Source organism: Dyella caseinilytica, assembly GCF_016865235.1.
Lineage (GTDB): Bacteria > Pseudomonadota > Gammaproteobacteria > Xanthomonadales > Rhodanobacteraceae > Dyella_B > Dyella_B caseinilytica.
Map to the genome: position 1 here is coordinate 726,763 of NZ_CP064030.1, position 23,882 is coordinate 750,644.

The following is a 23,882-nucleotide window of genomic DNA, read 5'->3' on the forward strand; positions in this document are numbered from 1 at the left end:
AAGCGCATGGCCGCCTTGACGCTGGGCGCCATCGGCGTCGTGTACGGCGACATCGGCACCAGTCCCCTCTACACCCTGCAAACCACGCTCAACTATGAGGGCAAGATGCCTCAGGCGGACAGCATCTACGGTGTGCTGTCGCTGATTTTCTGGGCGCAGATCATTGTGGTGTCGCTGAAGTACGTGGTGTTCATCATGCGCGCAGACAACAAAGGCGAGGGAGGCATCATGGCCCTGATGGCATTGGCGTTGCGTGGCGTGCGCGGTAGCGCGAGGCTACGCTGGCTGCTGGCCATCATTGGCATTTTCGGCGCTGCGCTGTTCTACGGTGATGGCGTGATCACGCCCGCCATTTCCGTGTTGTCGGCGGTGGAGGGTGTAAAAGTTGCTGCGCCAGGACTGGGGCATTGGGTGATGCCAGTTAGCGCGGTCATTCTGTTCTTTCTGTTTGCACTGCAGAAGCACGGCACCGATCGCGTGGGCAAGCTGTTTGGACCGGTGATGGTGGTGTGGTTTATCGTCATCGCGGTGATCGGCGTGTACAACATTGCCCAAAACCCAGGTATTTTGCGCGCACTTTCGCCTCATTACGGCTACGAGTTTTTTGTGCATCACGGCTGGAGTGCGTTCGTTGCGCTGGGCGGCGTGGTACTCGCGCTGACTGGTGCGGAAGCGCTGTATGCGGACATGGGGCATTTCGGCAAACGGCCCATCCAGCTGGCATGGTTCAGCTTCATCCTGCCTGCGCTGGTGCTCAACTACTTTGGCCAAGGTGCGTTGCTGCTGCGTGATCCCAGCGCCATCGATAACCCGTTCTTCAAGGCGGTGCCGTCGATGTTCCTGTATCCGATGATCGGCTTGGCTACGGCGGCTACGGTGATCGCTTCGCAGGCGGTGATTTCCGGTGCGTTCTCGATGACCCGCGAGGCGATGTCGTTGGGTTACTCCTTGCGCATGCCGGTGGTGCATACCTCGCGTGAAATGTCCGGCCAGATCTTCGTTCCGTGGGTCAACAGCTTCTTGCTGGTGATGGTGCTGGTGGCGGTCGTGGGTTTCGGCAGTTCCGACGCGCTCAGCGCGGCATACGGTATCGCCGTGACCGGTACGATGAGCATCACCACGATCCTGGCACTGTTCGTGGCGCGCAATCAGTGGGGATGGCACTTACCGCTGCTGATCCTGGTGGGCACGTGCCTGTTGATCATCGACCTGTCGTTCTTCTCCGCGAACCTGCTGAAGGTCGAGGCGGGTGGCTGGTTCCCGTTAGTGCTTGGTCTGGGCATCTTCATCATCATGACCACCTGGCGCCGCGGTCGTGAACTGGTGGTGCGCGAAATCAAGCAGGGCGGCTTGTCGCTGATGCCATTCATCGAGAACATCATCGAGCATCCGCCGCTGCGCGTGCCGGGCATCGCTGTATTCCTTACCGCCAACCAGAACTCCGTGCCGCATGCGTTGTTGCACAACCTCAAGCACAACAAGGTGCTGCACGAGCGCAATGTGATGTTGACGGTGGATATTTTGGAAACCCCCGTCGCCGAAGCCGATGAGCGCATCCACCTGGTGCCCATGGACGGCAACTTCTACGGCCTGGAACTGCGTTTTGGTTTCGCCGAAGATCCGAATATACCGTTGGCGCTGTCCAAGTGTGCCAAGAGTGGTCTGCCGTTCGATCTGATGGACACGACTTTCTTCCTGTCGCGCGAGAACGTGGTGGCCGACAAACGCCGCCCGGGCATGGCGTTGTGGCGTGATCGCCTGTTTGCCTTTATGTCGCGCAATGCACTGCCGGCGACGGCGTTCTTCCAGATTCCGGGCAATCGCCTGATCGAATTGGGCACGCAGGTAGAAATCTGACCGAGGCTGACAGGTTGGGGTGAGCGTGAGCACACCCCAACGGCGCCATGTCAGGGTTTGCTGGCCCGCATTCCAACCTACCTGCGACTGCCGTACTCCGCCATAATCCCCGCATGACCGATCACCGCATCATCACCGCTAACGCCCAGATGGATGACGACGCCCTGGAAGCGTCGATCCGTCCCAAGCGGCTGGCCGAGTACCTGGGCCAACAGGCGGTGCGCGAGCAGTTGTCGATTTATATCGAAGCGGCCAAGAAGCGCGGCGGTGCGTTGGATCATGTGCTGATCTTCGGTCCGCCCGGCTTGGGTAAGACCACGCTGAGCCATGTCATCGCCAATGAGCTGGGCGTCAATGTGCGTTCCACATCCGGTCCGGTGCTGGAGCGCGCGGGTGATCTGGCGGCCCTGCTGACCAATCTCGAAGCGCACGATGTGCTGTTCGTCGACGAGATCCATCGCCTGTCGCCGGTGGTGGAAGAAGTGCTCTATCCGGCGATGGAAGATTTCCAGATCGACATCATGATCGGCGAAGGGCCGGCTGCGCGTTCGATCAAGCTCGACCTGCCGCCTTTCACCCTGATTGGCGCGACCACGCGTGCGGGCCTGCTCACCGCGCCATTGCGCGATCGCTTCGGCATCGTGCAACGCCTGGAGTTCTATTCGCCCGACGAGCTGACTGCGATCGTGCGCCGCTCAGCGCGTATTCTCGGCATTGCCTGCGAAGTCGAAGGTGCGACGGAAATTGCGCGCCGTGCGCGCGGTACGCCACGTATCGCCAACCGCCTGCTGCGCCGAGTGCGCGATTACGCCGAAGTGCGTGCGGGTGGGCGCATCACGCGTCAGGTGGCACAGTCGGCGATGGACATGCTCAAGGTCGACGCCGAAGGTTTTGACGAACTGGATCGTCGCTTGCTGACGATCATCATTGAAAATTTTGACGGCGGTCCGGTCGGCGTCGAGTCACTGGCTGCCGCGCTCAGCGAAGATCGCGGCACCCTGGAAGACGTCGTCGAACCCTATCTGATCCAGCAGGGTTTTCTGATACGAACCGCGCGCGGGCGCATGGCCAGTGCGAAGGGATGGCGGCATCTGGGCCTCACGCCCCCGCCGCGTCAGCCCCAGGCCGGAGACTTGTTCAGTGCGGATGGCCAAGATGTCTGAAGCAACGCTTTTCGACTGGCCGGTTCGCGTCTACTGGGAAGATACCGACGCCGGTGGCGTGGTTTACCATGCCAGCTACCTGCGTTTCCTGGAACGCGCCCGCACCGAGTGGTTGCGCAAGCTCGGCGTGGATCAGTTGGCCTTGAAGGAAAACACCGGACTGGGCTTCATGGTGCACCGGATGGAGATTGATTTCCTCCGGCCAGCCCTGCTGGACGATGAACTAACGGTGACCGTGGCCGTCAAAGAACGGCGTTCAGCCAGTATCCTTTTCACGCAGAGTATTACCCGGGCGGATGGAACCGCATTGATCCAGGCGCAGGTTCGAGCAGCATGCGTGGATCTGAAACGGATGCGGCCCGCCCCGATCCCGGTTGATATTGCCGACCGGATCGCTCAAGCCTGATCCCCAGCCGGTCCGACCCAAACATCAAACATATAGACATGCCCATGTGGTGGAGAACCCCCAAGCCATGAACAGTGGATTGAACATTTTCAAGCTGCTCGCAGAAGCGAGCTTGCCTGTGCAGCTGGTGATGATGGTGCTGCTGCTGTTCTCCTTCCTGTCCTGGGTGATCATCATCCGCAAGTACGCGCAGCTGAAGGCGGCGATGCAAGACGCCGAATCCTTCGAGGAGCGTTTCTGGTCCGGCGCGGACCTTGCCCAGTTGTTCCGCGAAGTCAGCAACAACGGCGGCGACAACGGCGGGATGGAAAACATCTTCGAATCGGGTTTCCGTGAGTTCGTGCGCCAGCGCCAGCGCCGCGCTACCGACATGCGCACGGTGATCGAAGGCTCCGAGCGCGCGATGCGCGTGGCAGGGACCAAGGAAATCGGTGCGCTGGAACGCAATCTGGAATTCCTGGCCAACGTCGGTTCGATCAGTCCGTATGTGGGCCTGTTCGGTACCGTGTGGGGCATCATGGGTGCCTTCCAGGGGCTGGGTGAAATGAAGGATGTGACCATTGCCGTGGTCGCGCCGCATATTTCCGAAGCACTGATCGCCACGGCGATGGGTCTGTTCGCCGCGATTCCGGCGGTGTGGGCCTACAACCGCTACGCCAACAAAGTGGAGCGCGTGGCTTCGCGCTACGAAGTGTTCCAGGAAGAATTCTCTTCTGTGCTGCAGCGGCAGATCCAGATCGACGACACGAACTGATCGAGGACGCCACCATGCGCAACGCCGCGCGTCATAAGCGCTTGAAACTGAAATCCGAGATCAACGTCGTTCCCTACATCGACGTGATGCTGGTGCTGTTGATCATCTTCATGGTGACCGCGCCCATGCTCAACGCCAACGTCGACGTGAACCTGCCGCAGGCCGATGCCAAGTCGCTGCAGGACAAGAAGGAACCGGTGATCGTCTCGGTGGACAGCCAGGGCCAGATGTATCTCACCCTGGGGACCAGCAAGAAAGAACCGATCGACGCCAATGCCTTGAAGGTCAAGGTCGGTGCTTTCGTGCAACAGAATCCGGATGTCAGTGTGCTGGTCGCGGGTGATCGCGATGGCAAGTACGACGGCGTCTACCAAGTACTGGCCTTGTTGCAGCAGGCCGGCGTCGCCAAGGTCGGCTTGATGAGTGCGCCGGAGTCGGGCAGCCCGAATGGACGACCGTAACAAGAGTCTGCTTTCATGCTCCAAGCCCCCCGCGTTGCCCCTGAGCGGTCGCCAGGTGGCAGTGCGTGGCGCAGCGCTTGACTGGCTGTCAAGCCAAGCCGCGCGCTGGCGCATGGCGGTCGCTCAGGGGCAACCCTCTGGGCCGGGTCTGTTTGCCCACAATGCTGCGTCATCACTCAGTTACGTATCGACATACGCGCCCTCGTTCTTCCTTGCCTTGCGTGCAAACAGCTTCCGGCGCGGGGTGTTTGGAGCATGAAAGCAGACTCTAAAGGAACACCGCTTGCGGTTGTTCTCTCGGCCATCCTGCATCTGGGTATTGTCGCCTTCTTGTTCCTGGCGATGCTGCCGTGCACGAGTTATGAAAAATTCCTCAGTGCGTTGGGCCTGCCCAATCCCATTACCTGTACGCCGCCGCCACTGCAGCTGTCGGGACCACCGATCGAGGCCACCTTGATCGGCAATACCGGCGCGCCGCCGCCCAAGGCCGTAAAGGTCAAGCCGATCCCAAACACCGTGCCCCCGCCGCCGGCAGTGCCGCCTCCGACCCCGCCGCAGGTGCAGCCGCCGCCGAAGCCCAGCCAATTGCCCCCGCCGCCGGAACATCCGGATACGGTGGATCAGGAGCGCGTGGTGCAAGACGCCCTGCAAAAGGCCGAGGACGCCAAGAAGGAGCAGGAAGAGAAGGAGCGTCAGCGGCAGTCTGAGCTCGACGCCCAGGCGGCCAAGAAGAAGGCGGAGCAGGAAAAGGTGGATGAGCTGTTCAAGCAGCTCAACGACGCCTCCCAGCAGACGCAAAAGGCTGACACCAAGGCCAAGCAGGCGAAGCAGCAGTTGGCGGACCTGAAGAACGCACAGGACAATAGCCAGCCTGATCTACCCAATGCGGCCCAGCGGCAGACCGGCAACAATTCCAACAGCACGCTGCTGTCGCAATATCTGGCGTCGATTCAGAACGCCGTCACACAGAATTGGTTGCGGCCGGATAACATGCCGAACGCGCCGTGCGTGGTCCACATCGTGCAGCTTCCGGGCGGTCAGGTGATAAGCGCCAAGGCATCACCCACCTGTCCTTATGATGCAGCTGGCAAGAAATCCGTCGAAGACGCCGTGCTCCGCGCGCAACCGCTGCCCTACCAGGGCTTCGAAAGCGTGTTCCAGCGCGAAATTGATTTCACCTTCACCCCGCAGTGAGCAAGCCCATGCGCAGATCATCCCGATCATTACTTACCCTCATCCTGCTGCTCGTCGCAGGCCTGATCGCCGGTCCCGCCACCGCACAGACCTTGAACGTGCAGATCGTCGGCGGCGTCAAGACCGCTACGCCGGTTGCCGTGGTGCCGTTCGCCCAGCAAGGAGGCTCACCGCTACCGACCGATGTGGCCGACGTGATTCGCAACGATCTCAACCGTTGCGGCAAATTCCGCTCGCTGGCGGTGAGTGAGATCGTCGAGCAGCCAAGCCAGGGCTCGGACATCAAATTCGCCACCTGGCGTCTGCTCAAGCAGGACTACATCGTGATCGGCCGCATCAAGGATGCGGGCAACGGCATGGTGTCCGTCGAATACGAACTGTGGGACGTGAACCGCCAGCAGCGTCTGCTGGGCGCGGCCATGCCCCCGGCTTCGGTCAGCGATCTGCGTAGCGTGGCGCACCAGATTGCCGATGCCATCTTCCAGCAGGTCACCGGCATCCCCGGCGCGTTCTGGACCCGCATCGCTTACATCACCTCGGTGGGTACTGGCGCCAACCAGAACTATTCGTTGATCGTAGCCGACTCCGATGGCTACAACCCGCAGGTAGTGGCTCGCTCGCATGAAGCACTGCTGTCGCCCAAGTGGTCGCCCGATGGCAGTCGTATTGCTTACGTTTCGTTCGAAAGCGGCAACTCGGCCATCTATATCCAGAACATTTCCACCGGTGCGCGCCAGCTCATTTCCGGTCGCGGCAAGGGCATCAACAGCGCCCCGGCCTGGTCGCCGGATGGCAGCAAGCTCGCCCTGTCGCTGTCCTATACCGGCAATCCTGAGATCTATGTGATGGATCTGGGCAGCCGCCAGGAAACCCGTCTGACGCGCAGCCTGGCGATCAATACCGAGCCGGTGTGGGCACCTGATGGCCAGAGTATCTATTTCACGTCCGATCGTTCCGGTCGTCCGCAGATCTACCAGGTGTCGGCCGCTGGCGGTACGCCGACACGGGTCACCTTCCAGGGCCAGCAGAACCTGGATGCGGCGATCAGCTATGACGGCAAGCAGATGGCAATGGTGCAGGCCAGCGGGAACGTGTATCGTATCGCCATCGTGGACCAGACCCTTGGTGGGCAGGTGCGTTTCATTTCGCCCGGTCCGATTGACGAATCACCAAGCTTTGCACCGAACGCCAGCATGCTGATCTATGCCGCCACCGATGGAGCCCGGGACGTGTTGTACGCCGTTTCGGACGATGGCATGGTCAGGCAGCGGCTGATGCTTGCCGACGGCGATGTCCGCCAGCCGGCGTGGGGACCCTATCGCAAGAATTGAATTCCATCTGGCCGTCACCCATAGGGTGGTGGCCAGATACTCCAGGAGGGGCTCGGGACGCATCGACGTGTTCCGGCCACCGTGTAGTGTGGCTTCTAGCCTCGCTCCACAGCGGCCTTAAGCAGTACAATGCGTGGCCGTAAGTTGAAAGTGTAAGAAAAATAAATAAAACAGCCGGCCTACCGGCGATGACTGTCCCGTAACCGCAATCGTCATTGACTGTCGGAAATCAAACCCGTTTGAAGGAACGTCACCATGAATAAGACCGTTCGTATCGCCCTGGTCGCCCTGCTTTGCGTTGGCGCGGCGGCCTGCTCCAAGAAACAGGAAGTTAAGCCCCAGCCGACCACCGAAGCGCCGGCCACGGAAACCGCTGCTCCCCAGGGCACCGGCAAGTACACCCCGGCTGACCTCCAGACTGACGCTTGCCTGCGTCAGCGCGTTGTCTACTTCGACTTCGATAAGGACGAAGTGAAGCCGGAATTCGCGCAGATCATGCAGTGCCACGCCAAGTACCTGCAGGATCGCCCGACCGCTCAGATGCGTCTGGAAGGCAACACCGACGAGCGCGGTACGCGTGAATACAACCTCGGCCTCGGCGAGCGCCGCGGCAACGCCGTGTCCAGCGCTCTGCAGGCCAACGGTGGTTCGGCCAGCCAGATCAGCGTGATCAGCTACGGCAAAGAAAAGCCGGTGTGCCGCGAGCACAACGAGGATTGCTGGAGCAAGAATCGTCGTGTCGAGATCGTCTACACGGCTGAGTAATGGTGTTTCGGCTGGCTAATCGTTTCACGGCCGGTCTCAGCATGGCGGGCGCCTTGGCGTCCGCCATGCTGTTTATGGCGCCTGCAAAGGCTCAGGATTCTCCCATGAGCCTGGCCGACCGGGTTGCTCGGCTTGAGCAACAACAGCAGAACCAGGATCAATATCGAACCAACCTGCTCAACCAGCTTCAGCAAATGCAGTCGCAGATGCAGAACATGCAGGGGCAGATTGAAGAACTGCAGCATCAAGTGCAGCAGTTGCAAGACCAGAACAAGGCTCAGTACACCGATCTGGACAGCCGCGTTGGCCGTCTGGAAAAAACGGCTAGCGCCAATCCGGCACCTGCCGCCAGCAGCAATGGACCGGCCTCGTCGCCCGCCGCTGCCAGCACGGCTGCTGCCAATCCGGCGGCGCCAGCTGCGCCATCGGCTCCGGCCGAATCGGCTGCGGAAAAGTCTGCTGCACTCAACGCGTACAACGTTGCCTTCAAGTCCTTGAAGGGTGGCGATTACGTATCTTCTTCGCGCGGGTTCCGGGAATTCATCCAGAAATACCCGAACGACGCGCTGACTCCGAATGCTTTCTACTGGCTTGGCGAATCGTATTACGCGACGACCAATTACCAAGTCGCCGTGGAAGCCTTCAAGCATCTGCTGAATCAGTATCCACAGAGCGACAAGGCGCCCGATGCCACGCTCAAGCTCGGCTACAGCCAGTTGGAGATGAAACAGAACGATGCTGGCGTCGCCACGCTGAAATCGGTGGTCGCCAAGTATCCCAACTCCAACGCGGCCAAGCTGGCGCAAGAACGGCTGCGCAGACTGTCGCAGCAGCCATCGCGCTGAGGCGCAGGTCATGACGATGGTCAGTCAGGCAAACGTGGATGCCACCACGTCGGCTTCATCGACAGCCGAGCGTTTGCGCATCACCGAGATCTTTCATTCGATCCAGGGTGAGGCGGACGCCATTGGCTGGCGTACTGTATTTGTACGCCTGACCGGCTGCCCCTTGCGCTGCGTGTGGTGCGACACCGAGTACTCGTTCTACGGCGGCAACTGGCGCGATATCGACGACATCCTTGCCGAAGTCGCTGCACATGGCGCGAAACATGTCTGCATTACCGGGGGCGAGCCGTTGGCTCAGAAACGCTGCCTCCTTCTGCTAGAGAAACTTTGCGACGCAGGGTACGACGTGTCGCTGGAAACCTCCGGCGCTATCGATGTATCCACGGTCGATCCGCGCGTGCGCAAAGTGATGGACCTAAAAGCGCCGGACTCCGGCGAAAGCAAGCGCAATCTTTGGTCCAACCTCGATCATCTGCTGCCGCACGATCAGGTGAAGTTCGTCATTGCCAGCCGTGCCGATTACGAATGGGCGCGTGGTGTGGTGGCCGAGCACGCGATCGATCAACGCTGCATGGCGTTGTTTTCGCCCGTGCATGGTGCGGTGGAACCGCGTGCGCTGGCGGAGTGGATCATCGAGGACAAGTTGCCGGTGCGATTCCAGCTGCAGCTGCATAAGCTGTTGTGGAACGATGCACCGGGGCACTGAGCGCCTCTGGCCTTCGCCGGGAAGACGGTGAGGCAAGATCACTGCACAGGCTGTCTTTGATCGAAGGACGTCGGCGTCTAGCGTCTTTTGCTAGCCTCTCTCTAGTTCCATGCGTCCCGGCCTGTGCTGCCGACGGCGTTCCCCGGCCGGTGATCGGCCGTTTCATCTGTTGGATTACAACCATGTCAGCAACGCATTCCCGCAAGGCCGTCATCCTCGTTTCAGGAGGTATGGATTCGGCCGTTACCATCGCCATCGCCCGCGAACAGGGTTACCAAGTGCACGCCCTGAGCGTCGCTTATGGGCAACGCCATAGTTCGGAACTTGAAGCCGCCGCACGCGTAGCCAAGATGCTTGGTGCCGTCGAGCACAAGACCGTGCACGTCGATTTGCGCAGCATCGGCGGTTCGGCGCTGACGGCCGATATCGATGTGCCGGAGGAGGGTGGCGAAGGCATTCCGGTGACCTATGTGCCGGCCCGCAACACCATCATGCTGTCGATCGCATTGGGCTGGGCCGAAGTACTGGGTTCCACGGATATCTGGTGCGGCGTGAACGCGGTGGACTACTCGGGCTATCCCGATTGCCGTCCGGCCTTTGTCGAGGCCTATGAGCACCTTGCCAACGTGGCGACCAAGGCTGGTGTGGAGGGCGCAGGCATCCGTATCCATGCGCCGCTGATGGCCATGAGCAAGGCCGATATCGCCCGGGAAGGGCAGCGCCTCGGGGTCGATTTCGCGGCCACGGTGAGCTGCTACCAAGCCGACGCCGAAGGCCGAGCCTGCGGCCATTGCGACGCCTGCCGCCTGCGCGCTGATGGATTTCACAAGGCAGGACTGCCCGATCCCACCCGATATGCCTGATTGGCTTGTGCCGCGAGCGTCCAGGTCATAAAATTGCGGGCTAACTTTTTGCGGGCCGTTAGCTCAGTCGGTAGAGCAGTAGACTTTTAATCTATTGGTCGACAGTTCGAATCTGTCACGGCCCACCAATTGCATCAGGGACTTACAGTTATGTAAGTCCCTTTTTTTGTGGGTCAGAGGTGAGCGTGGTGACTTCCGCGCCACACAAGCGGCACAGATATGCAATATCGCAGCCCAACGACAGGGTGGCAGTTCCTCTTGCCTGCGGCTTGAGTTCATTGCCCCTGGCAGCGAGCTGGATAAGGATGGTCATGGCTGGTGGCGACGCGGTTTGGCCGCCACTCGAATCCGCAGAATTATTGCTCCACGAGTTCCACACGGCGATTTTTCGTCTTGCCATCATCGGTCGTGTTGCTTGCTATGGGCGCAAAAGAAGCCAATCCTTTGGCAGACATCTGGCTTGGCGCAATGCCTAGCGCCTGCAACGCTTTGACGACCGACTCTGCGCGCTGTGTGGAAAGCGCGAGGTTGTGCTCCAGGGTGCCGGTATTGTCGGTATGGCCGACGATATACACCTTGAGAGTCGGGCGGGACTTCATCAATGCCGCCATTTGCTGCAGCGTCGGCGTGGAGTCGGCACTGAGTACGGCACTGTCCGTACCGAAATGGATGCCGTAGAGCGCGATATGCCCTTGCTGCGATAGTCCTTGTGCCATGGCCTTGGCGTCGACAGTCACCTCTCCGGCGGCCATGGCCTTGCCTTCGCAGATTTGCAGGTAGATGCCGGCCGGCTTGCCTTCATTGCCGTTGATGAAAAGGACGACATCGACGGGACCTTCCGGTCGATCAAGCCGGGCTGACTCGACAAACACGGGACCGCCATTGGACCACAGCGTGTCGATCATGGTGTTTTCGTCGGCGGTGTTTGGACTGAGGCTGTGCACCAGCGCTTCGGGCATCAAAGCCGCAGACATGGCAGCTCCATTACCACATCCGGAATTACCGGACGTGCTGTTGCACATGTAACGCTTCTGGAAACCGGCATGCTGCAGTGCTTGCTCGAAATTGCTGGCGATCTCAAACACCGACTTGCCGGCCGGCGCGGCATAAGCGATGCGGGTGATATGGCCTTGCGCAGTTTCAGATTTACCAAAAGCGCCATTATCGAAAGGCGCCAGGGGGACGGTAAGTGAATCAAAGTCGACCGCCTTGTAGCCCACGATCACCGAGCCTGCGAAGCGTGAAACGATGGGATTATCGTGTGCCCCGGCCAAATCGTGTTGCGGAGCGTCGGCGATGACAGCGAGCGAAGCGAAAGCACTAAACGCGAAACAAAGAAGTTCAAATCGGCGTCGTTTCATGATCGATCCATCGATGGGAGAACTTGCGACCATATACAAGCCGGGATGGACAGTTCAACCATCGATGTTGAAAAGCGCGACGACAAACATATTCAAATGCTTACATCGAGCTGACGGGTGTTACTCGTTGTTTCGATGGTCGGAAAGAAGAGAAATCATCTTCACATTCGTGAAATAAAACAGCAAAACCTTTCACAACGCAGAATCTTTCATGAATATGTAGACGGGGATCACAATTTTTCGCGAATAAGTCGCAAGATTTAACAACTTATTCGTACTTGACTGATAGCTTCTCCGACGCTGTCGTCACAGCGGAATTGAATGTGGCGTCGGTGCATGTGCGGTTAAAGAACAGCCCAGGGGGGCATGTGCTTCATCAACCCGACTTGTCTCGTCATGGACGAGCACTCACGAGCGTTAGGGGAAGTCCGATGAATCACCGTAGTAAGCAATCGTTTCGTATCCGTCAACGCGGGCAGGGCATGACGGAATACATCATTATTACCGCCCTGATTGCCATTGCTGCTATTGCAGCCGTCACCTATTTTGGTCACACGGTACGCGCCCAGGTTGGCGGTATGGCGCACGAATTATCTGGCACTGATGCAACGCCAGATATCAATAATGCGAAGTCGGCCGCCGGCAAGGCTTCGACGCAGGGTTCGAAAGACAAGACACTCAACAGTTACGACAACCAAGTAACTGGCACGGGCGGCTAAACCGCTCAATCCCTGAGATGTTAGCAAGTGTGCGGTACCCCGCAGGTGCCGCACATTCCAATCGATTTGCCCAAATAAGCTGATTTTTCAGCTAAACGGGCATGTTGGGGTGTGTGCCATGAACGGATGGAATCGACGTGCGCAACCATGCGCGCGAAGGGTGGCTGCATGCGTAGCTGTCCGCGCTCACGCGCGAGGGCAGCTTTTGTTGTCGCGTAAAGCTACGGGACAGGCGTTGATCCTTGTCGTCGTAAGTTTGCTGGTGCTGTGCCTTGGCCTGGTGGTGTTGTTCGACACCGGCCAAGTGGTCACCAAGAAAGTGCAATTGGTCAACACAGCCGATGCGGCTGCCTATAGCGCAGCGGTACAGGAAGCACGTGCGCTCAACGTGATTGCATACATGAATCGCGCGTCCGTCGCCAACGAAGTGGCGATGGCGCAAATGGTGAGCTGGTATTCGTGGACGAACTTCGCGATCAGCGCGACCGATCACATGAAGGATGCCTTGCAGGTCATTGCCATCGTGACCATATTCTTCGGCGTGGGCGAGGTGATTGAAGGCGCAGTGGAAGCTTTGCAGGAAGCCAAGACTGGCCTCGAAGAAGGCCGCAATGTCGAGCAAGAGTTGTTCGATGCCGCGGCTATGGCGGTCGCAGATCTCAATGGCGTCTACGCCGACATGTCTGAAGTGGTGGCCGTGGGTGCTGCCGCCGATGCCTCAAACGTGGCGCGCAATGTCGTTACGCTCAACGACTCGCAAGCGTCGATTCCCACAATGGGAATTGGCATTCTTGCGCAGGACACGCTTGCCGCGAGCGCGTATGTGACCCGCTACACGATTCCCAGCAACGGTAGTTCAGGGAACGCCGGTGCAGAGCGTCTGAAAAATGTGGTGATGGAGGCGCGCGACCCCTTTTCGCGGCAGCGCGATGGTTCCTTCCTGTTTGGATGGATCAAGAAGTATGGTGGTACCGATCTGGCCAACTATCACAGTTGGGTAGGTTTGGACACGCTCGACATCGAATTCACCTGTCCTGCGTTCATTTGTGGGCTTACCGGATTTCCGCCGCATGAGGTGAAATTCGACACGCCCATTGCGTGGGGCGGTGGCGCGGGCGTCGACAATGTTGCCGCGTCGTTCTCGTCGCTTGCGCGCCAAGATCCAGGCTGGTCCGGACCCTATCAGGGCAACGATCCGCAATACGCCACGAATCAGCGCTACGCGCCATATAGCGGTGCACTGAGCAATGGTGAGGCCAGCGGCCTGGCGCTTTCGCAACCGACGGAGGATGGCGAACCGTGGATCAAGCCTTTTTTCGAGACGCCCGGTGCAACGGTAGGGCTTCCCGACTACAACGACATCCTTGCCAACAAGGCGACCGTACCTTACGACAACGGCAAAAGTGCATCGGCCAATGGCGTGAGTGTGATGGATGAGGGACCGATATTCACCGTGCTGGTAGCGCAAGCGATGAACACCGTGCAAACCAGTAGCAACGTATCGGGCATTGGCGGTCCACCGGATTTTCAGACGACGGATCAGGCCGTTTCCAATGGCATCACCGCGATGGCCTCGGCGCAAACCTATTTCAGCCGGCCGCGCAGCCTGTTTCCTCGTTTGACGGATCCAGAGCGTGAAATCGGCAGCTTGTTCAGTCCGTATTGGCAGGCGCGCCTGATCGATACAAAGTGCACGATCCGTCAAGAAGTAGCGATAAGCAATGGCGCGGGTGCCCCGTGCATATAGCCGGTAGCTTTGCGAAAAAAAACCTATTCGAAACCATTTTGTGCCCATAGAAGAAAATCATGATGACGAAACATCCGTTCCGCGCATTCCGTAACTTTTCCGCCATGCTTGCGCTCGGTACGCTGCTGCTGACAGGTGCCAGCTGCTCGGCCAAATCACCCGATGGCCAAAGTGATGCAGGCAAGGGCCCATCCGGCACGCTTACGTATCAAGGCGTTGTTTCGGGCAATGTGGTTTTTTCGTCGGCCGATTGCGCGTTTGATGGACATCAACATCTGGTGACGTTCAACGCGCCGCATCAGGACAAGCTTCATCCCGAGCTAAAAACCCCTGGTCCGTTCATCGATGTCGCCTTCGTCGATCCGGGTGCGATGGTCCAGTTCACCACGAGCCAACAGAATCCCACGAAGCAGACTTCGCTCATGGGCATGCAGCAGAAAGACGGCATCAGCTACGCCAAGAAGGGTAATAGCTGGGTGGTCACGATCACCGGATTGCAATTGCCGAACCTGGATGTGATGAACCAGAAGACGGCAACTTTGTCTGGCACTTTCGTCTGCACTCATTTGATTAACGGCTGATCCATTTGACCCGGCGGTAGCAGCCCTGCCGCCGATGCGATCGCCGAGGGATCGGCGATCGTTGATTGACCAACCTTGTTGTCGCGTCATTGCACTACGGAGGAGGGAGTCACCATGCCAAGCTGGCAAAAACATCGGGACACGGCGCGTTGGCGGCGGAACGTTCTGGCAAGACACGCTGGCCGCCCGCGCGGACAGAGTCTTGTGGAAGTTATCGTGGCGATGCTGGTGTTGGCGCCGCTCGCAGTCGGCATCATGCTGGTTGGACAGTACATTCACATCCAGCAAACCACGCAACAAGCGGCGCGCGAGGCGGCGTGGGCGGCAACGGTGGATCCTGCCTTGCTTAGCCAAAGCCTTCCCAATACCAGTACTGAGCAGGATCGGCTGCGCGAGCATCAATTCGCGCAGGCTCAACAAGTTATTAAGAGCAACGCCACGGTTCCATCGCAGTACGTGGATCCCATGCTGACTACTTTTTCCGGCAAGACACTGCTTCAGACTACCGATCTGACGCTGAGTAGCTATTCGCAGACCTCTTCGCCCAGCATCGTCGACAAGGCAATCAGTGGCGTCGGCAGCATCGTTGGCAAGTTCGGCTTGAGCAACAGCTTGCCACCGAATAAGCAGGGACTGGTGACGGCACAAGTCACCGCCAACTCGCAGCAAGTGCTGGATAGCACCGGTAATCCAGTGTCGTTCCTGGGCACAACCGCTACCGAGCGGTTTCCATTCTCGTCCAAGACCGTGCTGTTGGCCGACAGTTGGGACGCAGGTGGTGGCGGGGAGACCCTGGGCGGCAACTCGACCAATACGTTGCGCAGCGTGCGAGGAACCATCGCACCGCTGGTGCCGTCGACGTGGCTGGGGCGGTTCACCGGCGTCATCAACGGCGCAGTGAACATTCTTGAGCACATCCCGATGCTCAACCAATTGATGGGACTGACCACGCCTGACAGCCAGTTCGAAATGGGGCGTACCGCGCCGGATGTGGTGCCCTCCGATAAATTGGTGCCGTACAAAAATGTCCCGTAACCCGGCCCGCATGAGATGGCTTGCATGGCTGGCAGCAGTGCCGTCTGTTGCGCTCGCAGCGAGCTGGCCAGAAACGCCAGTGCCCGCGGAGACGCAGGTTTCCTCAGTCGCCAAGCGCATCGTTTACAACGGCATGGACATGCACGCCAGCGTGTTCGACTCGCGTGAGCATAGCGCCGACATCCTGGCTTTTTACCGGAAGGCCTGGGGTGACAAGGTCGTGGTGAACAAGATGGGCGGAAGCCAGGTAATTGCGCATCGCGAGGGTGATTACTTCACGACGGTCGAAGTGGCGGATGTAGGTGACGGCAGCAAGGGCAAGATCGGCGTGGTCGATCTCGCCACCGCGCCCAAGCATCCGGAACTCGGCAAGGGCTTTGCGCAGCCCGAGGGCACGAAAGTGTTCAACGATATCGCCTATCCAGATGATCCAGTGCCTGCGCGCACCGTAGCAATGAGTAACGGGCTTTCGGCTGGCCAGAATGTGGAATATTTCCGCGAGCATCTGCTTGCCGATGGTTGGAAGGCCGCCGACGACAATCGCTGCGCAAGCACCAGCTGCGTGCTCAGCTATGAGCGTGGTAGCGGCAAGATGACCATGGTGGTGGTGCAAGACCGCGATGATCACTCGCAGATCGTCATCAACGTGCAGGACCCGAACGGGGTGACGCCATGACTTCACCTGCTTGGGTGTCACGTCGCGCTCGCTCGTCAGGGTTTACGCGCGCTACTCAGCGCGGTAGCGCGCTGGTCGAATACATCGCTGTCACCCTTTTTGTCGTGCTGATATTGCTGGCCGTGGGGCCTGATGGCATTCAGCAATTGATGACCAATCTCCGCCAGGCATACACGGCTTTCGTGTATGCCATTTCCGCTTCGTGGATTTGATGTGATGGTAAGGAAAGAACATACATGGCAAGGATAAATCGAAATTTCATCTTTCTCGGCATTGCAGCCGTGCTGGGTATTGGCGCGAGCTTGATGGCTGTGCACTACATCAACAGCGAGGTGGCGGCGCGGACTCAAGCCAATACGCCGCCACCGCAGGAGATGCGCACGGTCGTGGTGCCGGTCAAGGATCTTCCCCGTGGCGTTTTGCTGACGAAGGCTGATATCGCCTCACGCGATGTGCCGGCCGATTTCGTGCCGGCCGATGCGCTGACCCCGGATAACTTCGAGGCCTATCTGGGACAGACCCTCGGCGCGCCGGTAACGCACGGCACACCCATCCCCGCAAGCGCGGTGGAGTTGGTGACAGATCACTTCTCCAACATCATCGATCCGAAGGATGTGGCGTATTCCATCCAAGTCGACGATACCAATTCGGTATCGGGCCTGATCGTGCCGGGTGATCACATCGACATTCTTCTGTTGTCCACCGAAAACGATGCGGCGGACATTCGGCCTTTGCTCGGTAATGTGCTGGTGCTTGCGACCGGCAAGCGCGCGAAGGGCGTACAGGCCAACGATGACAAGCAGGGCGATTCGACCTATTCGAACATCACCCTGGAAGTGGCACCGCAGGATGCACAGCGCATCGGCATGGCTATGAAAGTGGGCGAGCTGCGCGTGCTGTTGCGGCCACCCGGAAGCAATCAGCCATTCGACCTGAATCTGCTGAGCAAACAGGATCTTCTGCGCCTTGGCCGCCGCGTCAAGCGCAGCAGCGGTATTCAATTCATTATTGGAAATGTTTAGTCCATGGATATTCGAGTAAAGGACAGCCGTTATTCACTGGGTTTCATCACGTTCGCCCTGGCAGCACTATGGCTATTCGCGCACTGCGTGCCGGTTGCCCGTGCTGACGCCGTGGTCATCCCTGATCAGATCACCATGTATGCCGGGCAGGCGCTCGTGCAGAACGCGCCCGGTTCGCTTACCCGCGTGGCAGTCGGCGACGGCAAGATGATGCAGGTGAAGGTGCTGGGCGATCGCCAGATGGTGCTGATCGCCTCCAAAGAAGGCGATACGTCGCTGCAATTGTGGATGTCCGATGGTTCGCAGCGCAGTGTGGCGGTGCACATCGTCGTCGGCAACACCGACCAGGTGGCGGATCTTGTGCGCCAGCTGCTTGGCTCCGGCGGCCCGATTTCGGTCAATGCGGTCGGCGGAAACGTGGTGCTGAGCGGCAATAACCTATCTCCCTCCGATGTTGCACATGTCACGGCGATCCGCAAGCTTTATCCGCAGGTGCTCGATTTCACCAGCGCTAACGCGGTGAACATGCAGCCGATGGTGCTGATGAAAGTACGCATCATGGAGTTCGACAAGACCTCGCTCAATCAGGTCGGCATCCAGTGGGACAGCGTGATCGCCGGTCCAAGCGGCGGCTTGGTGCACGACTGGGTGACCAACCCTTATTACCGGGTTCAGTCGAGTGGCTTCAATGGTGTCGACGGCACGGGAAGCAATGTGATCTTGCCCACGCGGGTGCCCGGCACCGCGTCGTATTTCGGTATTGCCACCTCGATCGGTTCGCAGATCAATCTGCTGGAGCAGGATGGCAAGGCGTGGGAATTGGCGGCGCCGCAGCTTTCGGCACGCAGCGGCGGAACCGCCGACTTCCTGGTCGGCGGCCAGGTGCCGATCCCGATCAGCAACGGCGTGCTGGGGCAGGTGCAGGTCGACTATAAGGATTACGGTATCAAGCTGCACATTGCTCCGGTCGTCAACAGCGATGGCGAGATCTCGACGGACCTGTCCACGGAAATCAGCCGCATTGACCCCACCGTCACGGTGCAGGGTTATCCCGGCTTCGTCACGCGCCGCACCGAAACACAGGTGAATGTGCACGAGGGCCAGACCATCGTCATCTCCGGTCTGGTGGATGCGCAAGGCTCGAAGGACTACGACAAATTCCCGGGGCTGGGCGACTTGCCGGTCCTAGGGCCGCTCTTTCGCTCGCGTAATTTCCAAGCCAAGCGGACCGAGCTGGTGGTGTTCGTCACCCCGATCGTCGTGGATGCCAACTCGCCCGATAACAAGAAGGAAATCGAGCACAGCGACCATCTGCGCGACGATTTCCGCAAGACCATCGGCAGCGACATTGTTGATTGAGGCCCGTCATGTTTGAAATATTGATCGAAACTTCGAACCGGGATAAGCGCCAGGTGCGCTGCCTGCATGACGTGTGCTTCATCGGCCGGGGCGATGACAATCTGGTGATTCTACAAGGCTGGAACATCGCCCGCGAACACGCCGCGCTGCACCTTCGACAAGGTGGTGTTTTCATTGAAGTGCTTGGTGGGCGTGCGCCGGTGGCGGTCAACGGTACGCGTGTCCAGAATCTGCATGGACCGCTGTTGCGTGATGATCTTGTCACCATCGGCGCTTATCGATTGCGTGTGTTGGTGGATCAGGCCGAGGCCGCGCCGCTCAAGGTGCCGCGCGAGGCGGCCAATGCGCCGTCGCATTTGACGGCCGTGGCACCGTCGCCGCCGCCAACACCCTCTGCGCCGGCCACCGAGGCGGCTTCTGCGCCTTATGAGGCCACGCCTCCCAATCCGGCCATGCTCGAATGGCGTACCAAGGTGCACCTTTCGCTGGTCAAGCAAATGGACTTGCGGCGCGTGGATGTGCGCGGCATGAGTGACGTCGACTTGCGTGAAAAGACGTCGGCATTGATCGAGGAGATCATCGAACGCGAATTCGACACGGAACTGCCGCCGAGTATCGACCGTATCCGCCTGGCCAAGGAAGTGCTCGATGAAGCGATCGGGCTTGGACCACTGGAAGATCTGATTGCCGACGAGTCGGTCACCGAAATCATGGTCAATCGCTCGGACGAAATCTTTATCGAGCGTGCTGGCCGGATCGAGAAGTCGGCGATCATTTTCACTGGCGACAAGGCGGTGTTGGCCGCCATCGAACGCATCGTCGCGCCGCTGGGCCGACGCATCGATGAAAGTTCACCGATGGTGGATGCACGTCTGGCCGACGGCTCCCGTGTCAACGCGGTGATCCCGCCGATTGCCTTGCGTGGACCCAGCATCAGCATCCGAAAATTCAGCAAGCGCAAGCTGATGGGTGAGGATCTGCTCAAATTCGGCTCGATCAACGAACCGATGCTCGAATTCGTGCAGATGGCCGTGCGCGAGCGCAAGAACATCGTGGTGACCGGCGGTACCGGTTCGGGTAAGACCACGCTGCTGAACATCTTGTCGAACTTCATTCCGGACGATGAGCGCATCGTCACCATCGAGGATGCTGCGGAGCTCAAGCTCAGCCAATCCAATCTGGTGTCGCTCGAGGCGCGCCCGGCCAATCTCGAGGGCAAGGGCATCATCACGATCCGCGACTTGGTCCGTAACGCCTTGCGTATGCGACCGGATCGCATCGTGGTCGGCGAGTGCCGCGGCGGCGAGGCGCTGGATATGTTGCAGGCGATGAACACCGGTCACGAAGGCTCGCTCACCACCGCGCACGCCAACTCGCCGCGCGATGCCTTGTCGCGTCTGGAGGTGATGGTGTTGATGTCCAGCATGGATTTGCCGATGACGGTGGTGCGCGAACAGATCGCCTCGGCGGTCGACTTGATCATTCATCAGCGTCGTTTCCCCTGTGGTTCGCGTAAGGTGACCCATATCTGGGAAATCACCGGGATCGAAAGCGGCACGATTCAAACGCAGGAGCTATTCGCATTCCGCGCGCGCGATCAGGGAGGGCCGGGTGGGCGAGTGCGTGGTGAGTTCGGCGCAACCGGTGCCGTGCCCGAGTTTTACGAAGAGCTGGCCGATCGCGGCGTGCCGGTCGATCTGTCGATCTTCAAGCCGGCGGGAGGGCAGGGGCATGAATAGCACCTTGCTCGGTTTGAGCGTGGTCACCTTTTTGTTGGTGGCGTGCGTCAGCTATTTACTGATCCAGAGTTCGCTGGTGTTCTGGGGGCGCTACCAGGAAGCCTTTACTGAGCAGGCACGTTTCAATCTCACCGACATGTTCATGTTCATGGATACCAAGCAATTGTTCCGCGTTAACGTGGTTGCGCTGGTAACGGTGCCGGCGCTGCTGTGGCTGGTGACGCGCAATCCGCTGCTGGCTGGTTTTGCATTGGCGTTGATCTGGCTGCTGCCCAAGAAGGTGTATCAATGGATGAGGCAGCGTCGCATCGACAAGATCCAGGCGCAGCTTCCCGATGGCCTTTTGATGGTGGCGGGCGGCATGCGTGCGGGTCTGGGTTTTACGCCGGCACTGGAAAGCCTGACGCGCGATGTGGAGCCGCCGTTGTCACAAGAATTCGCCCTGGTGCTGCGCGAGCAACGCATGGGTGTAAAGCTTGAGGAGGCGCTGGTGCACTTCAGTGATCGCGTGCCGGTGCAAGACGTCACGTTATTCGTATCGGCGGTGAACATTTCGCGTGAAGTGGGCGGCAATCTGGCGGAGAGCCTTGCGCTGCTGGCAGAAACGCTGCGTCGACGTCTGATCATGGAAGGGAAAGTGAAATCACTCACGGCGCAAGGACGCCTGCAAGGTATCGTGATGGCGATGATGCCGGTAGGTATCATCGCCTTTCTAAGTTTTGCCTATCCGGAAACGATGGGGGCGATGTATCACACGCCGCTGGGGTGGGGCGTGGTGGCGGTGGCTGCCGTGATGGAATACCTCGGCTATCGCATGTGCCGCAAGATCACGAGTATCGACATATGATCGCGCTGGTCATCTTCATTGCGTTGGCAGCGGCCGGCTGTATCGGACTTGGTTTCTGGTCGATCTATGGATTCATGCGCGAGGTGCCGCAGGCCGACCGCAATTTCCAGGATCCACTGTCCTTTGGTCTGCGCACGTTGTGGCCGTTGGTGAACCTGGCGACCTTCGTCATCGCGCCCAGCTTGCCTTCGCATAAGCTGGAAGTCACCTATAAGCAGTTGCAGGCGGCCGGCCTGGATTTCGTGCTGAGCCCTGAGCAGTTCTATGGATTGCGCGCCACCGGTGCCGCGCTCGTGGCGCTTTTTCTGTTGGTGCTGGTGAAGTTGCTGGATGTGCCAGGCTTTCCGCCGTATCTCCTGGCGATCGGCTTTGGCGCGCTGCTGGGTTGGTGGTTCCCGATGCTGTGGTTGACCGAGCGACGCAACAAACGCAGGCGCCAGGTGATCAAGGATCTGCCGATCTACCTGGACTTCATCACGATGGCGGTGGAAGCCGGCCTCAACATCACTGGCGGCATCGAACAGGCTACCCAGAAAGGACCGCCCGGTCCGATGGCGCAAGAGTTTACCCGTCTACTGCGCGATATCCGTTCGGGCCTGCCGCGTGCAGAGGCTTTGCGGCGCATGGCCGATCGCATGGACATGTCGCAGATATCAGGCTTTACCGGCACCTTGATTCAGGCCGATCGGGTCGGCGCGAGCCTGGGCGCGACGCTGCGTGCGCAAGCCTCGCAGCGTCGCGAGGAACGTTTTCTGCGCGCCGAGAAGCTCGCTTTGGAAGCGCCAGTGAAAATGATGCTACCGCTGGTGCTGTTCTTTTTCCCGCTGATCTTCCTGGTGCTGGGTTACTTTATTTTTCTGCGCATGCACCAAGAGGGCATCTTCTGATGCGGCTTGGTGCACTTTATCGTGAAGACGCCTGCCTGGTGGCGCGCACCTGGCTCGCCGACACAGCAATCTTGCGCTTGCGCGGTCTGATAGGCCGCGCCGCCCTGGCATCTGATGGGCACGAAGGTTTGTTGCTGAAACCTTGTGGTTCCGTGCATACCTTTGGCATGCGTTATCCGATCGACGTGGTGTACCTCGATGCAGAAGGCTATGTGCTAGGGGTTCGCGAAAAAATACTTCCACGGCGCATGAGTGCGTGCCGTGGTGCACAGCAGACGTTGGAACTTTTCGCCGGAAGCATCGAGATGCTTCGCCCGCGGCGCGGCGATCATCTAGTGTGGAGACCGATATGATGATTCATACCCGGATCGTGCGCGTGATAGCTCTAGCGGCATTGCTCGCCGGTTGCGCTACTTCAGTGCCCAAGCAGATGGAATCGATCGTCGCCACGCAGCGCGAGGCTGATGATGCTTACGCGCATGGCGACATGCCCTTGGCGTTGCAACGTTACCAGTCACTGACCAAAGCATTGCCGAAGGAGGCTTCCTACTGGTTTCGCCTGGGCAACGTGCAATTCAAGCTGATGCAGCCCGATGCTGCCATCGCGTCGTATCAGCAGGCCATCACACTCAGGCCGGGATATACCGAGGCGTTGTACAACCTTGGCATCGTGCGCTTGCGTTTGGCGCAAGCGGCTTTTGTACAGGCTTCTCGGCAGAATGCTGCTCATGATCCGCTCGCCGAGCGTAGTGCGCACTTCGCGTATGACATCGCCATATTGACGAATCCCACAGCCGCCGCGTTGCATACCGACGAGCCGGCCACTGCTACTTCGTCAGCGCAGGCGCCAACATCAGTGCAACAGAGGGGCGCGGCGCAATGAAGCGTAGATGTCTTGCTGTGTTGCCGATCGCCGCCAGGCGGCGTGTACGCGGTCAGAGCCTGATCGAGTTCGTGATATGTATTGTTGTCCTGGGGCCGCTGTTGTTGGGCTTGTTCCAGGCAATTTTGTTGTATCGCGCCAAGGCGACGCTCGACTATGCCACATTGCAAGCGGCTCGTAGAGGAGCGACGAATTTCGCGCAGATCAGTGCAATGTGCGACGGGTTAGCAGGCGGACTCACGCCGTTGTATACGCACCAGGCCACGGCAGGCGCGGTGCTTGCGTCTTTTTACGTGGCCAAGGCCGACGTATGTGCAGGCAGTGCAGCTCAGATCACCATCATCAGTCCTACGCAGGCAGCCTTCAGCGACTGGAAGGAGACTCAGTATGACGGCGTGTCGGCGATTCCCAACGATAGCCTCCCTTATCGCGGCAGCAAGGTGGGCTCACGTAGCGGCATGACGGTGCAGGATGCCAACGTTCTGAAGATCGCCGTCACCTATAAATACCCGCTGATCGTGCCGGTGATCGATCGCATGGTTGGTACGCTGGATCTGGTGCGGTCGGCCACGGAGGGGCATACCGTCTATAGCCTGAGCATTGCTTCGCAGGCAATCGTGCGCATGCAGACCCCTATCCGTGACCCCAGCACGTTGCCGAACAGTTGATGGCTAGGGAGTT

26 protein-coding genes and 1 tRNA gene are annotated in these 23,882 nt (G+C 59.3%); 26 read left to right on the plus strand and 1 reads right to left on the minus strand.

Features of this window, described 5'->3' with window-relative positions:
• Positions 1-6 precede the first annotated feature (6 nt).
• From ISN74_RS02965 to ISN74_RS03020, 12 genes are all read left to right on the plus strand, one after another.
• On the plus strand, positions 7-1,857 hold the full coding sequence (locus ISN74_RS02965) for a potassium transporter Kup (RefSeq protein ID WP_425488844.1): 1,851 nt from the start codon (positions 7-9) through the stop codon (positions 1,855-1,857).
• A gap of 113 nt (positions 1,858-1,970) precedes the next feature.
• Positions 1,971-3,020 (plus strand): Holliday junction branch migration DNA helicase RuvB, encoded by a 1,050-nt coding sequence (ruvB, locus tag ISN74_RS02970; RefSeq protein ID WP_188797251.1) that lies wholly within the window; start codon positions 1,971-1,973, stop codon positions 3,018-3,020.
• The gene (ybgC, locus tag ISN74_RS02975) at positions 3,013-3,426 is read left to right on the plus strand and encodes a tol-pal system-associated acyl-CoA thioesterase (RefSeq protein WP_229678967.1); all 414 of its coding nucleotides are present in this window, start codon (positions 3,013-3,015) and stop codon (positions 3,424-3,426) included. Before ruvB ends, ybgC begins: the two co-directional genes overlap by 8 nt.
• Before the next feature lie 67 nt (positions 3,427-3,493).
• Positions 3,494-4,180 (plus strand): protein TolQ, encoded by a 687-nt coding sequence (gene tolQ, locus ISN74_RS02980; protein WP_188797254.1) that lies wholly within the window; start codon positions 3,494-3,496, stop codon positions 4,178-4,180.
• Positions 4,181-4,194: 14 nt separating this feature from the next.
• Positions 4,195-4,641, plus strand: a complete 447-nt coding sequence (gene tolR / locus ISN74_RS02985; protein ID WP_188797256.1) for a protein TolR — start codon at positions 4,195-4,197, stop codon at positions 4,639-4,641.
• A gap of 255 nt (positions 4,642-4,896) precedes the next feature.
• On the plus strand, positions 4,897-5,835 hold the full coding sequence (locus ISN74_RS02990) for a cell envelope integrity TolA family protein (RefSeq protein WP_188797257.1): 939 nt from the start codon (positions 4,897-4,899) through the stop codon (positions 5,833-5,835).
• Positions 5,836-5,843: 8 nt separating this feature from the next.
• Positions 5,844-7,166 (plus strand): Tol-Pal system beta propeller repeat protein TolB, encoded by a 1,323-nt coding sequence (gene tolB, locus ISN74_RS02995; RefSeq protein WP_188797259.1) that lies wholly within the window; start codon positions 5,844-5,846, stop codon positions 7,164-7,166.
• Between the two features lie 255 nt (positions 7,167-7,421).
• Positions 7,422-7,931, plus strand: coding sequence for a peptidoglycan-associated lipoprotein Pal (gene pal / locus ISN74_RS03000; protein ID WP_188797261.1), 510 nt, complete (start codon positions 7,422-7,424; stop codon positions 7,929-7,931).
• A 104-nt stretch (positions 7,932-8,035) separates the two neighbouring features.
• Entirely contained in the window at positions 8,036-8,776 is a 741-nt protein-coding gene (gene ybgF, locus ISN74_RS03005) for a tol-pal system protein YbgF (protein ID WP_425488828.1), read from the plus strand.
• A 10-nt stretch (positions 8,777-8,786) separates the two neighbouring features.
• A complete protein-coding gene (queE, locus tag ISN74_RS03010) occupies positions 8,787-9,482 on the plus strand; it encodes a 7-carboxy-7-deazaguanine synthase QueE (RefSeq protein ID WP_188797265.1) in 696 nt (231 codons plus the stop codon).
• 182 nt (positions 9,483-9,664) lie between these two features.
• On the plus strand, positions 9,665-10,345 hold the full coding sequence (gene queC, locus ISN74_RS03015; RefSeq protein ID WP_188797267.1) for a 7-cyano-7-deazaguanine synthase QueC: 681 nt from the start codon (positions 9,665-9,667) through the stop codon (positions 10,343-10,345).
• Positions 10,346-10,397: 52 nt separating this feature from the next.
• A tRNA-Lys gene (locus ISN74_RS03020) sits at positions 10,398-10,473 on the plus strand.
• A 228-nt stretch (positions 10,474-10,701) separates the two neighbouring features.
• Here the strand turns inward: ISN74_RS03020 and ISN74_RS03025 are convergent.
• Positions 10,702-11,706 carry an OmpA family protein gene (locus ISN74_RS03025; RefSeq protein ID WP_188797269.1) on the minus strand — a complete coding sequence of 335 codons (1,005 nt, stop codon included), beginning with the start codon at positions 11,704-11,706 and terminating at the stop codon, positions 10,702-10,704.
• Positions 11,707-12,137: 431 nt separating this feature from the next.
• On the opposite strand from ISN74_RS03025, the gene ISN74_RS03030 reads away from it, so the two are divergent.
• The 14 genes from ISN74_RS03030 (at position 12,138) to ISN74_RS03095 (ending at position 23,869) form a co-directional block, all read left to right on the plus strand.
• Positions 12,138-12,425: a pilus assembly protein gene (locus ISN74_RS03030; RefSeq protein WP_188797272.1), complete on the plus strand. Its 288-nt coding sequence runs from the start codon at positions 12,138-12,140 to the stop codon at positions 12,423-12,425.
• 208 nt (positions 12,426-12,633) lie between these two features.
• Entirely contained in the window at positions 12,634-14,172 is a 1,539-nt protein-coding gene (locus ISN74_RS03035; protein WP_188797274.1) for a pilus assembly protein TadG-related protein, read from the plus strand.
• Between the two features lie 59 nt (positions 14,173-14,231).
• On the plus strand, positions 14,232-14,753 hold the full coding sequence (locus tag ISN74_RS03040; RefSeq protein WP_188797276.1) for a hypothetical protein: 522 nt from the start codon (positions 14,232-14,234) through the stop codon (positions 14,751-14,753).
• A 114-nt stretch (positions 14,754-14,867) separates the two neighbouring features.
• Positions 14,868-15,788, plus strand: coding sequence for a TadE/TadG family type IV pilus assembly protein (locus tag ISN74_RS03045; protein WP_188797278.1), 921 nt, complete (start codon positions 14,868-14,870; stop codon positions 15,786-15,788).
• Positions 15,778-16,464 (plus strand): hypothetical protein, encoded by a 687-nt coding sequence (locus ISN74_RS03050; RefSeq protein ID WP_229678968.1) that lies wholly within the window; start codon positions 15,778-15,780, stop codon positions 16,462-16,464. The genes ISN74_RS03045 and ISN74_RS03050 overlap by 11 nt, the downstream gene beginning before the upstream one ends.
• Positions 16,461-16,676 (plus strand): hypothetical protein, encoded by a 216-nt coding sequence (locus tag ISN74_RS03055; RefSeq protein WP_188797280.1) that lies wholly within the window; start codon positions 16,461-16,463, stop codon positions 16,674-16,676. Before ISN74_RS03050 ends, ISN74_RS03055 begins: the two co-directional genes overlap by 4 nt.
• Before the next feature lie 24 nt (positions 16,677-16,700).
• The gene (gene cpaB, locus ISN74_RS03060) at positions 16,701-17,486 is read left to right on the plus strand and encodes a Flp pilus assembly protein CpaB (RefSeq protein ID WP_188797282.1); all 786 of its coding nucleotides are present in this window, start codon (positions 16,701-16,703) and stop codon (positions 17,484-17,486) included.
• A gap of 3 nt (positions 17,487-17,489) precedes the next feature.
• Complete coding sequence (locus tag ISN74_RS03065; RefSeq protein WP_188797284.1) at positions 17,490-18,845, plus strand: type II and III secretion system protein family protein; 1,356 nt, start codon at positions 17,490-17,492, stop codon at positions 18,843-18,845.
• A gap of 8 nt (positions 18,846-18,853) precedes the next feature.
• Positions 18,854-20,584: a TadA family conjugal transfer-associated ATPase gene (locus ISN74_RS03070; protein WP_188797286.1), complete on the plus strand. Its 1,731-nt coding sequence runs from the start codon at positions 18,854-18,856 to the stop codon at positions 20,582-20,584.
• Entirely contained in the window at positions 20,577-21,431 is an 855-nt protein-coding gene (locus ISN74_RS03075) for a type II secretion system F family protein (RefSeq protein ID WP_188797295.1), read from the plus strand. The genes ISN74_RS03070 and ISN74_RS03075 overlap by 8 nt, the downstream gene beginning before the upstream one ends.
• Positions 21,428-22,318, plus strand: a complete 891-nt coding sequence (locus tag ISN74_RS03080) for a type II secretion system F family protein (RefSeq protein ID WP_188797297.1) — start codon at positions 21,428-21,430, stop codon at positions 22,316-22,318. The genes ISN74_RS03075 and ISN74_RS03080 overlap by 4 nt, the downstream gene beginning before the upstream one ends.
• On the plus strand, positions 22,318-22,671 hold the full coding sequence (locus tag ISN74_RS03085) for a DUF192 domain-containing protein (RefSeq protein WP_188797299.1): 354 nt from the start codon (positions 22,318-22,320) through the stop codon (positions 22,669-22,671). The genes ISN74_RS03080 and ISN74_RS03085 overlap by 1 nt, the downstream gene beginning before the upstream one ends.
• Positions 22,668-23,201 carry a tetratricopeptide repeat protein gene (locus tag ISN74_RS03090; RefSeq protein ID WP_188797300.1) on the plus strand — a complete coding sequence of 178 codons (534 nt, stop codon included), beginning with the start codon at positions 22,668-22,670 and terminating at the stop codon, positions 23,199-23,201. Before ISN74_RS03085 ends, ISN74_RS03090 begins: the two co-directional genes overlap by 4 nt.
• A complete protein-coding gene (locus ISN74_RS03095; RefSeq protein ID WP_188797303.1) occupies positions 23,198-23,869 on the plus strand; it encodes a TadE/TadG family type IV pilus assembly protein in 672 nt (223 codons plus the stop codon). The genes ISN74_RS03090 and ISN74_RS03095 overlap by 4 nt, the downstream gene beginning before the upstream one ends.
• Positions 23,870-23,882: the final 13 nt, after the last annotated feature.

Coding starts and splice junctions, on each gene's coding strand:
- ISN74_RS02965 (WP_425488844.1), top strand. CDS start 7: ATGGCCGCCTTGACGCTGGGCGCCATCGGCGTCGTGTACGGCGACATC.
- ruvB (WP_188797251.1), top strand. CDS start 1,971: ATGACCGATCACCGCATCATCACCGCTAACGCCCAGATGGATGACGAC.
- ybgC (WP_229678967.1), top strand. CDS start 3,013: ATGTCTGAAGCAACGCTTTTCGACTGGCCGGTTCGCGTCTACTGGGAA.
- tolQ (WP_188797254.1), top strand. CDS start 3,494: ATGAACAGTGGATTGAACATTTTCAAGCTGCTCGCAGAAGCGAGCTTG.
- tolR (WP_188797256.1), top strand. CDS start 4,195: ATGCGCAACGCCGCGCGTCATAAGCGCTTGAAACTGAAATCCGAGATC.
- ISN74_RS02990 (WP_188797257.1), top strand. CDS start 4,897: ATGAAAGCAGACTCTAAAGGAACACCGCTTGCGGTTGTTCTCTCGGCC.
- tolB (WP_188797259.1), top strand. CDS start 5,844: ATGCGCAGATCATCCCGATCATTACTTACCCTCATCCTGCTGCTCGTC.
- pal (WP_188797261.1), top strand. CDS start 7,422: ATGAATAAGACCGTTCGTATCGCCCTGGTCGCCCTGCTTTGCGTTGGC.
- ybgF (WP_425488828.1), top strand. CDS start 8,036: ATGAGCCTGGCCGACCGGGTTGCTCGGCTTGAGCAACAACAGCAGAAC.
- queE (WP_188797265.1), top strand. CDS start 8,787: ATGACGATGGTCAGTCAGGCAAACGTGGATGCCACCACGTCGGCTTCA.
- queC (WP_188797267.1), top strand. CDS start 9,665: ATGTCAGCAACGCATTCCCGCAAGGCCGTCATCCTCGTTTCAGGAGGT.
- ISN74_RS03025 (WP_188797269.1), bottom strand. CDS start 11,706: ATGAAACGACGCCGATTTGAACTTCTTTGTTTCGCGTTTAGTGCTTTC.
- ISN74_RS03030 (WP_188797272.1), top strand. CDS start 12,138: ATGAATCACCGTAGTAAGCAATCGTTTCGTATCCGTCAACGCGGGCAG.
- ISN74_RS03040 (WP_188797276.1), top strand. CDS start 14,232: ATGATGACGAAACATCCGTTCCGCGCATTCCGTAACTTTTCCGCCATG.
- ISN74_RS03045 (WP_188797278.1), top strand. CDS start 14,868: ATGCCAAGCTGGCAAAAACATCGGGACACGGCGCGTTGGCGGCGGAAC.
- ISN74_RS03050 (WP_229678968.1), top strand. CDS start 15,778: ATGTCCCGTAACCCGGCCCGCATGAGATGGCTTGCATGGCTGGCAGCA.
- ISN74_RS03055 (WP_188797280.1), top strand. CDS start 16,461: ATGACTTCACCTGCTTGGGTGTCACGTCGCGCTCGCTCGTCAGGGTTT.
- cpaB (WP_188797282.1), top strand. CDS start 16,701: ATGGCAAGGATAAATCGAAATTTCATCTTTCTCGGCATTGCAGCCGTG.
- ISN74_RS03065 (WP_188797284.1), top strand. CDS start 17,490: ATGGATATTCGAGTAAAGGACAGCCGTTATTCACTGGGTTTCATCACG.
- ISN74_RS03070 (WP_188797286.1), top strand. CDS start 18,854: ATGTTTGAAATATTGATCGAAACTTCGAACCGGGATAAGCGCCAGGTG.
- ISN74_RS03075 (WP_188797295.1), top strand. CDS start 20,577: ATGAATAGCACCTTGCTCGGTTTGAGCGTGGTCACCTTTTTGTTGGTG.
- ISN74_RS03080 (WP_188797297.1), top strand. CDS start 21,428: ATGATCGCGCTGGTCATCTTCATTGCGTTGGCAGCGGCCGGCTGTATC.
- ISN74_RS03085 (WP_188797299.1), top strand. CDS start 22,318: ATGCGGCTTGGTGCACTTTATCGTGAAGACGCCTGCCTGGTGGCGCGC.
- ISN74_RS03090 (WP_188797300.1), top strand. CDS start 22,668: ATGATGATTCATACCCGGATCGTGCGCGTGATAGCTCTAGCGGCATTG.
- ISN74_RS03095 (WP_188797303.1), top strand. CDS start 23,198: ATGAAGCGTAGATGTCTTGCTGTGTTGCCGATCGCCGCCAGGCGGCGT.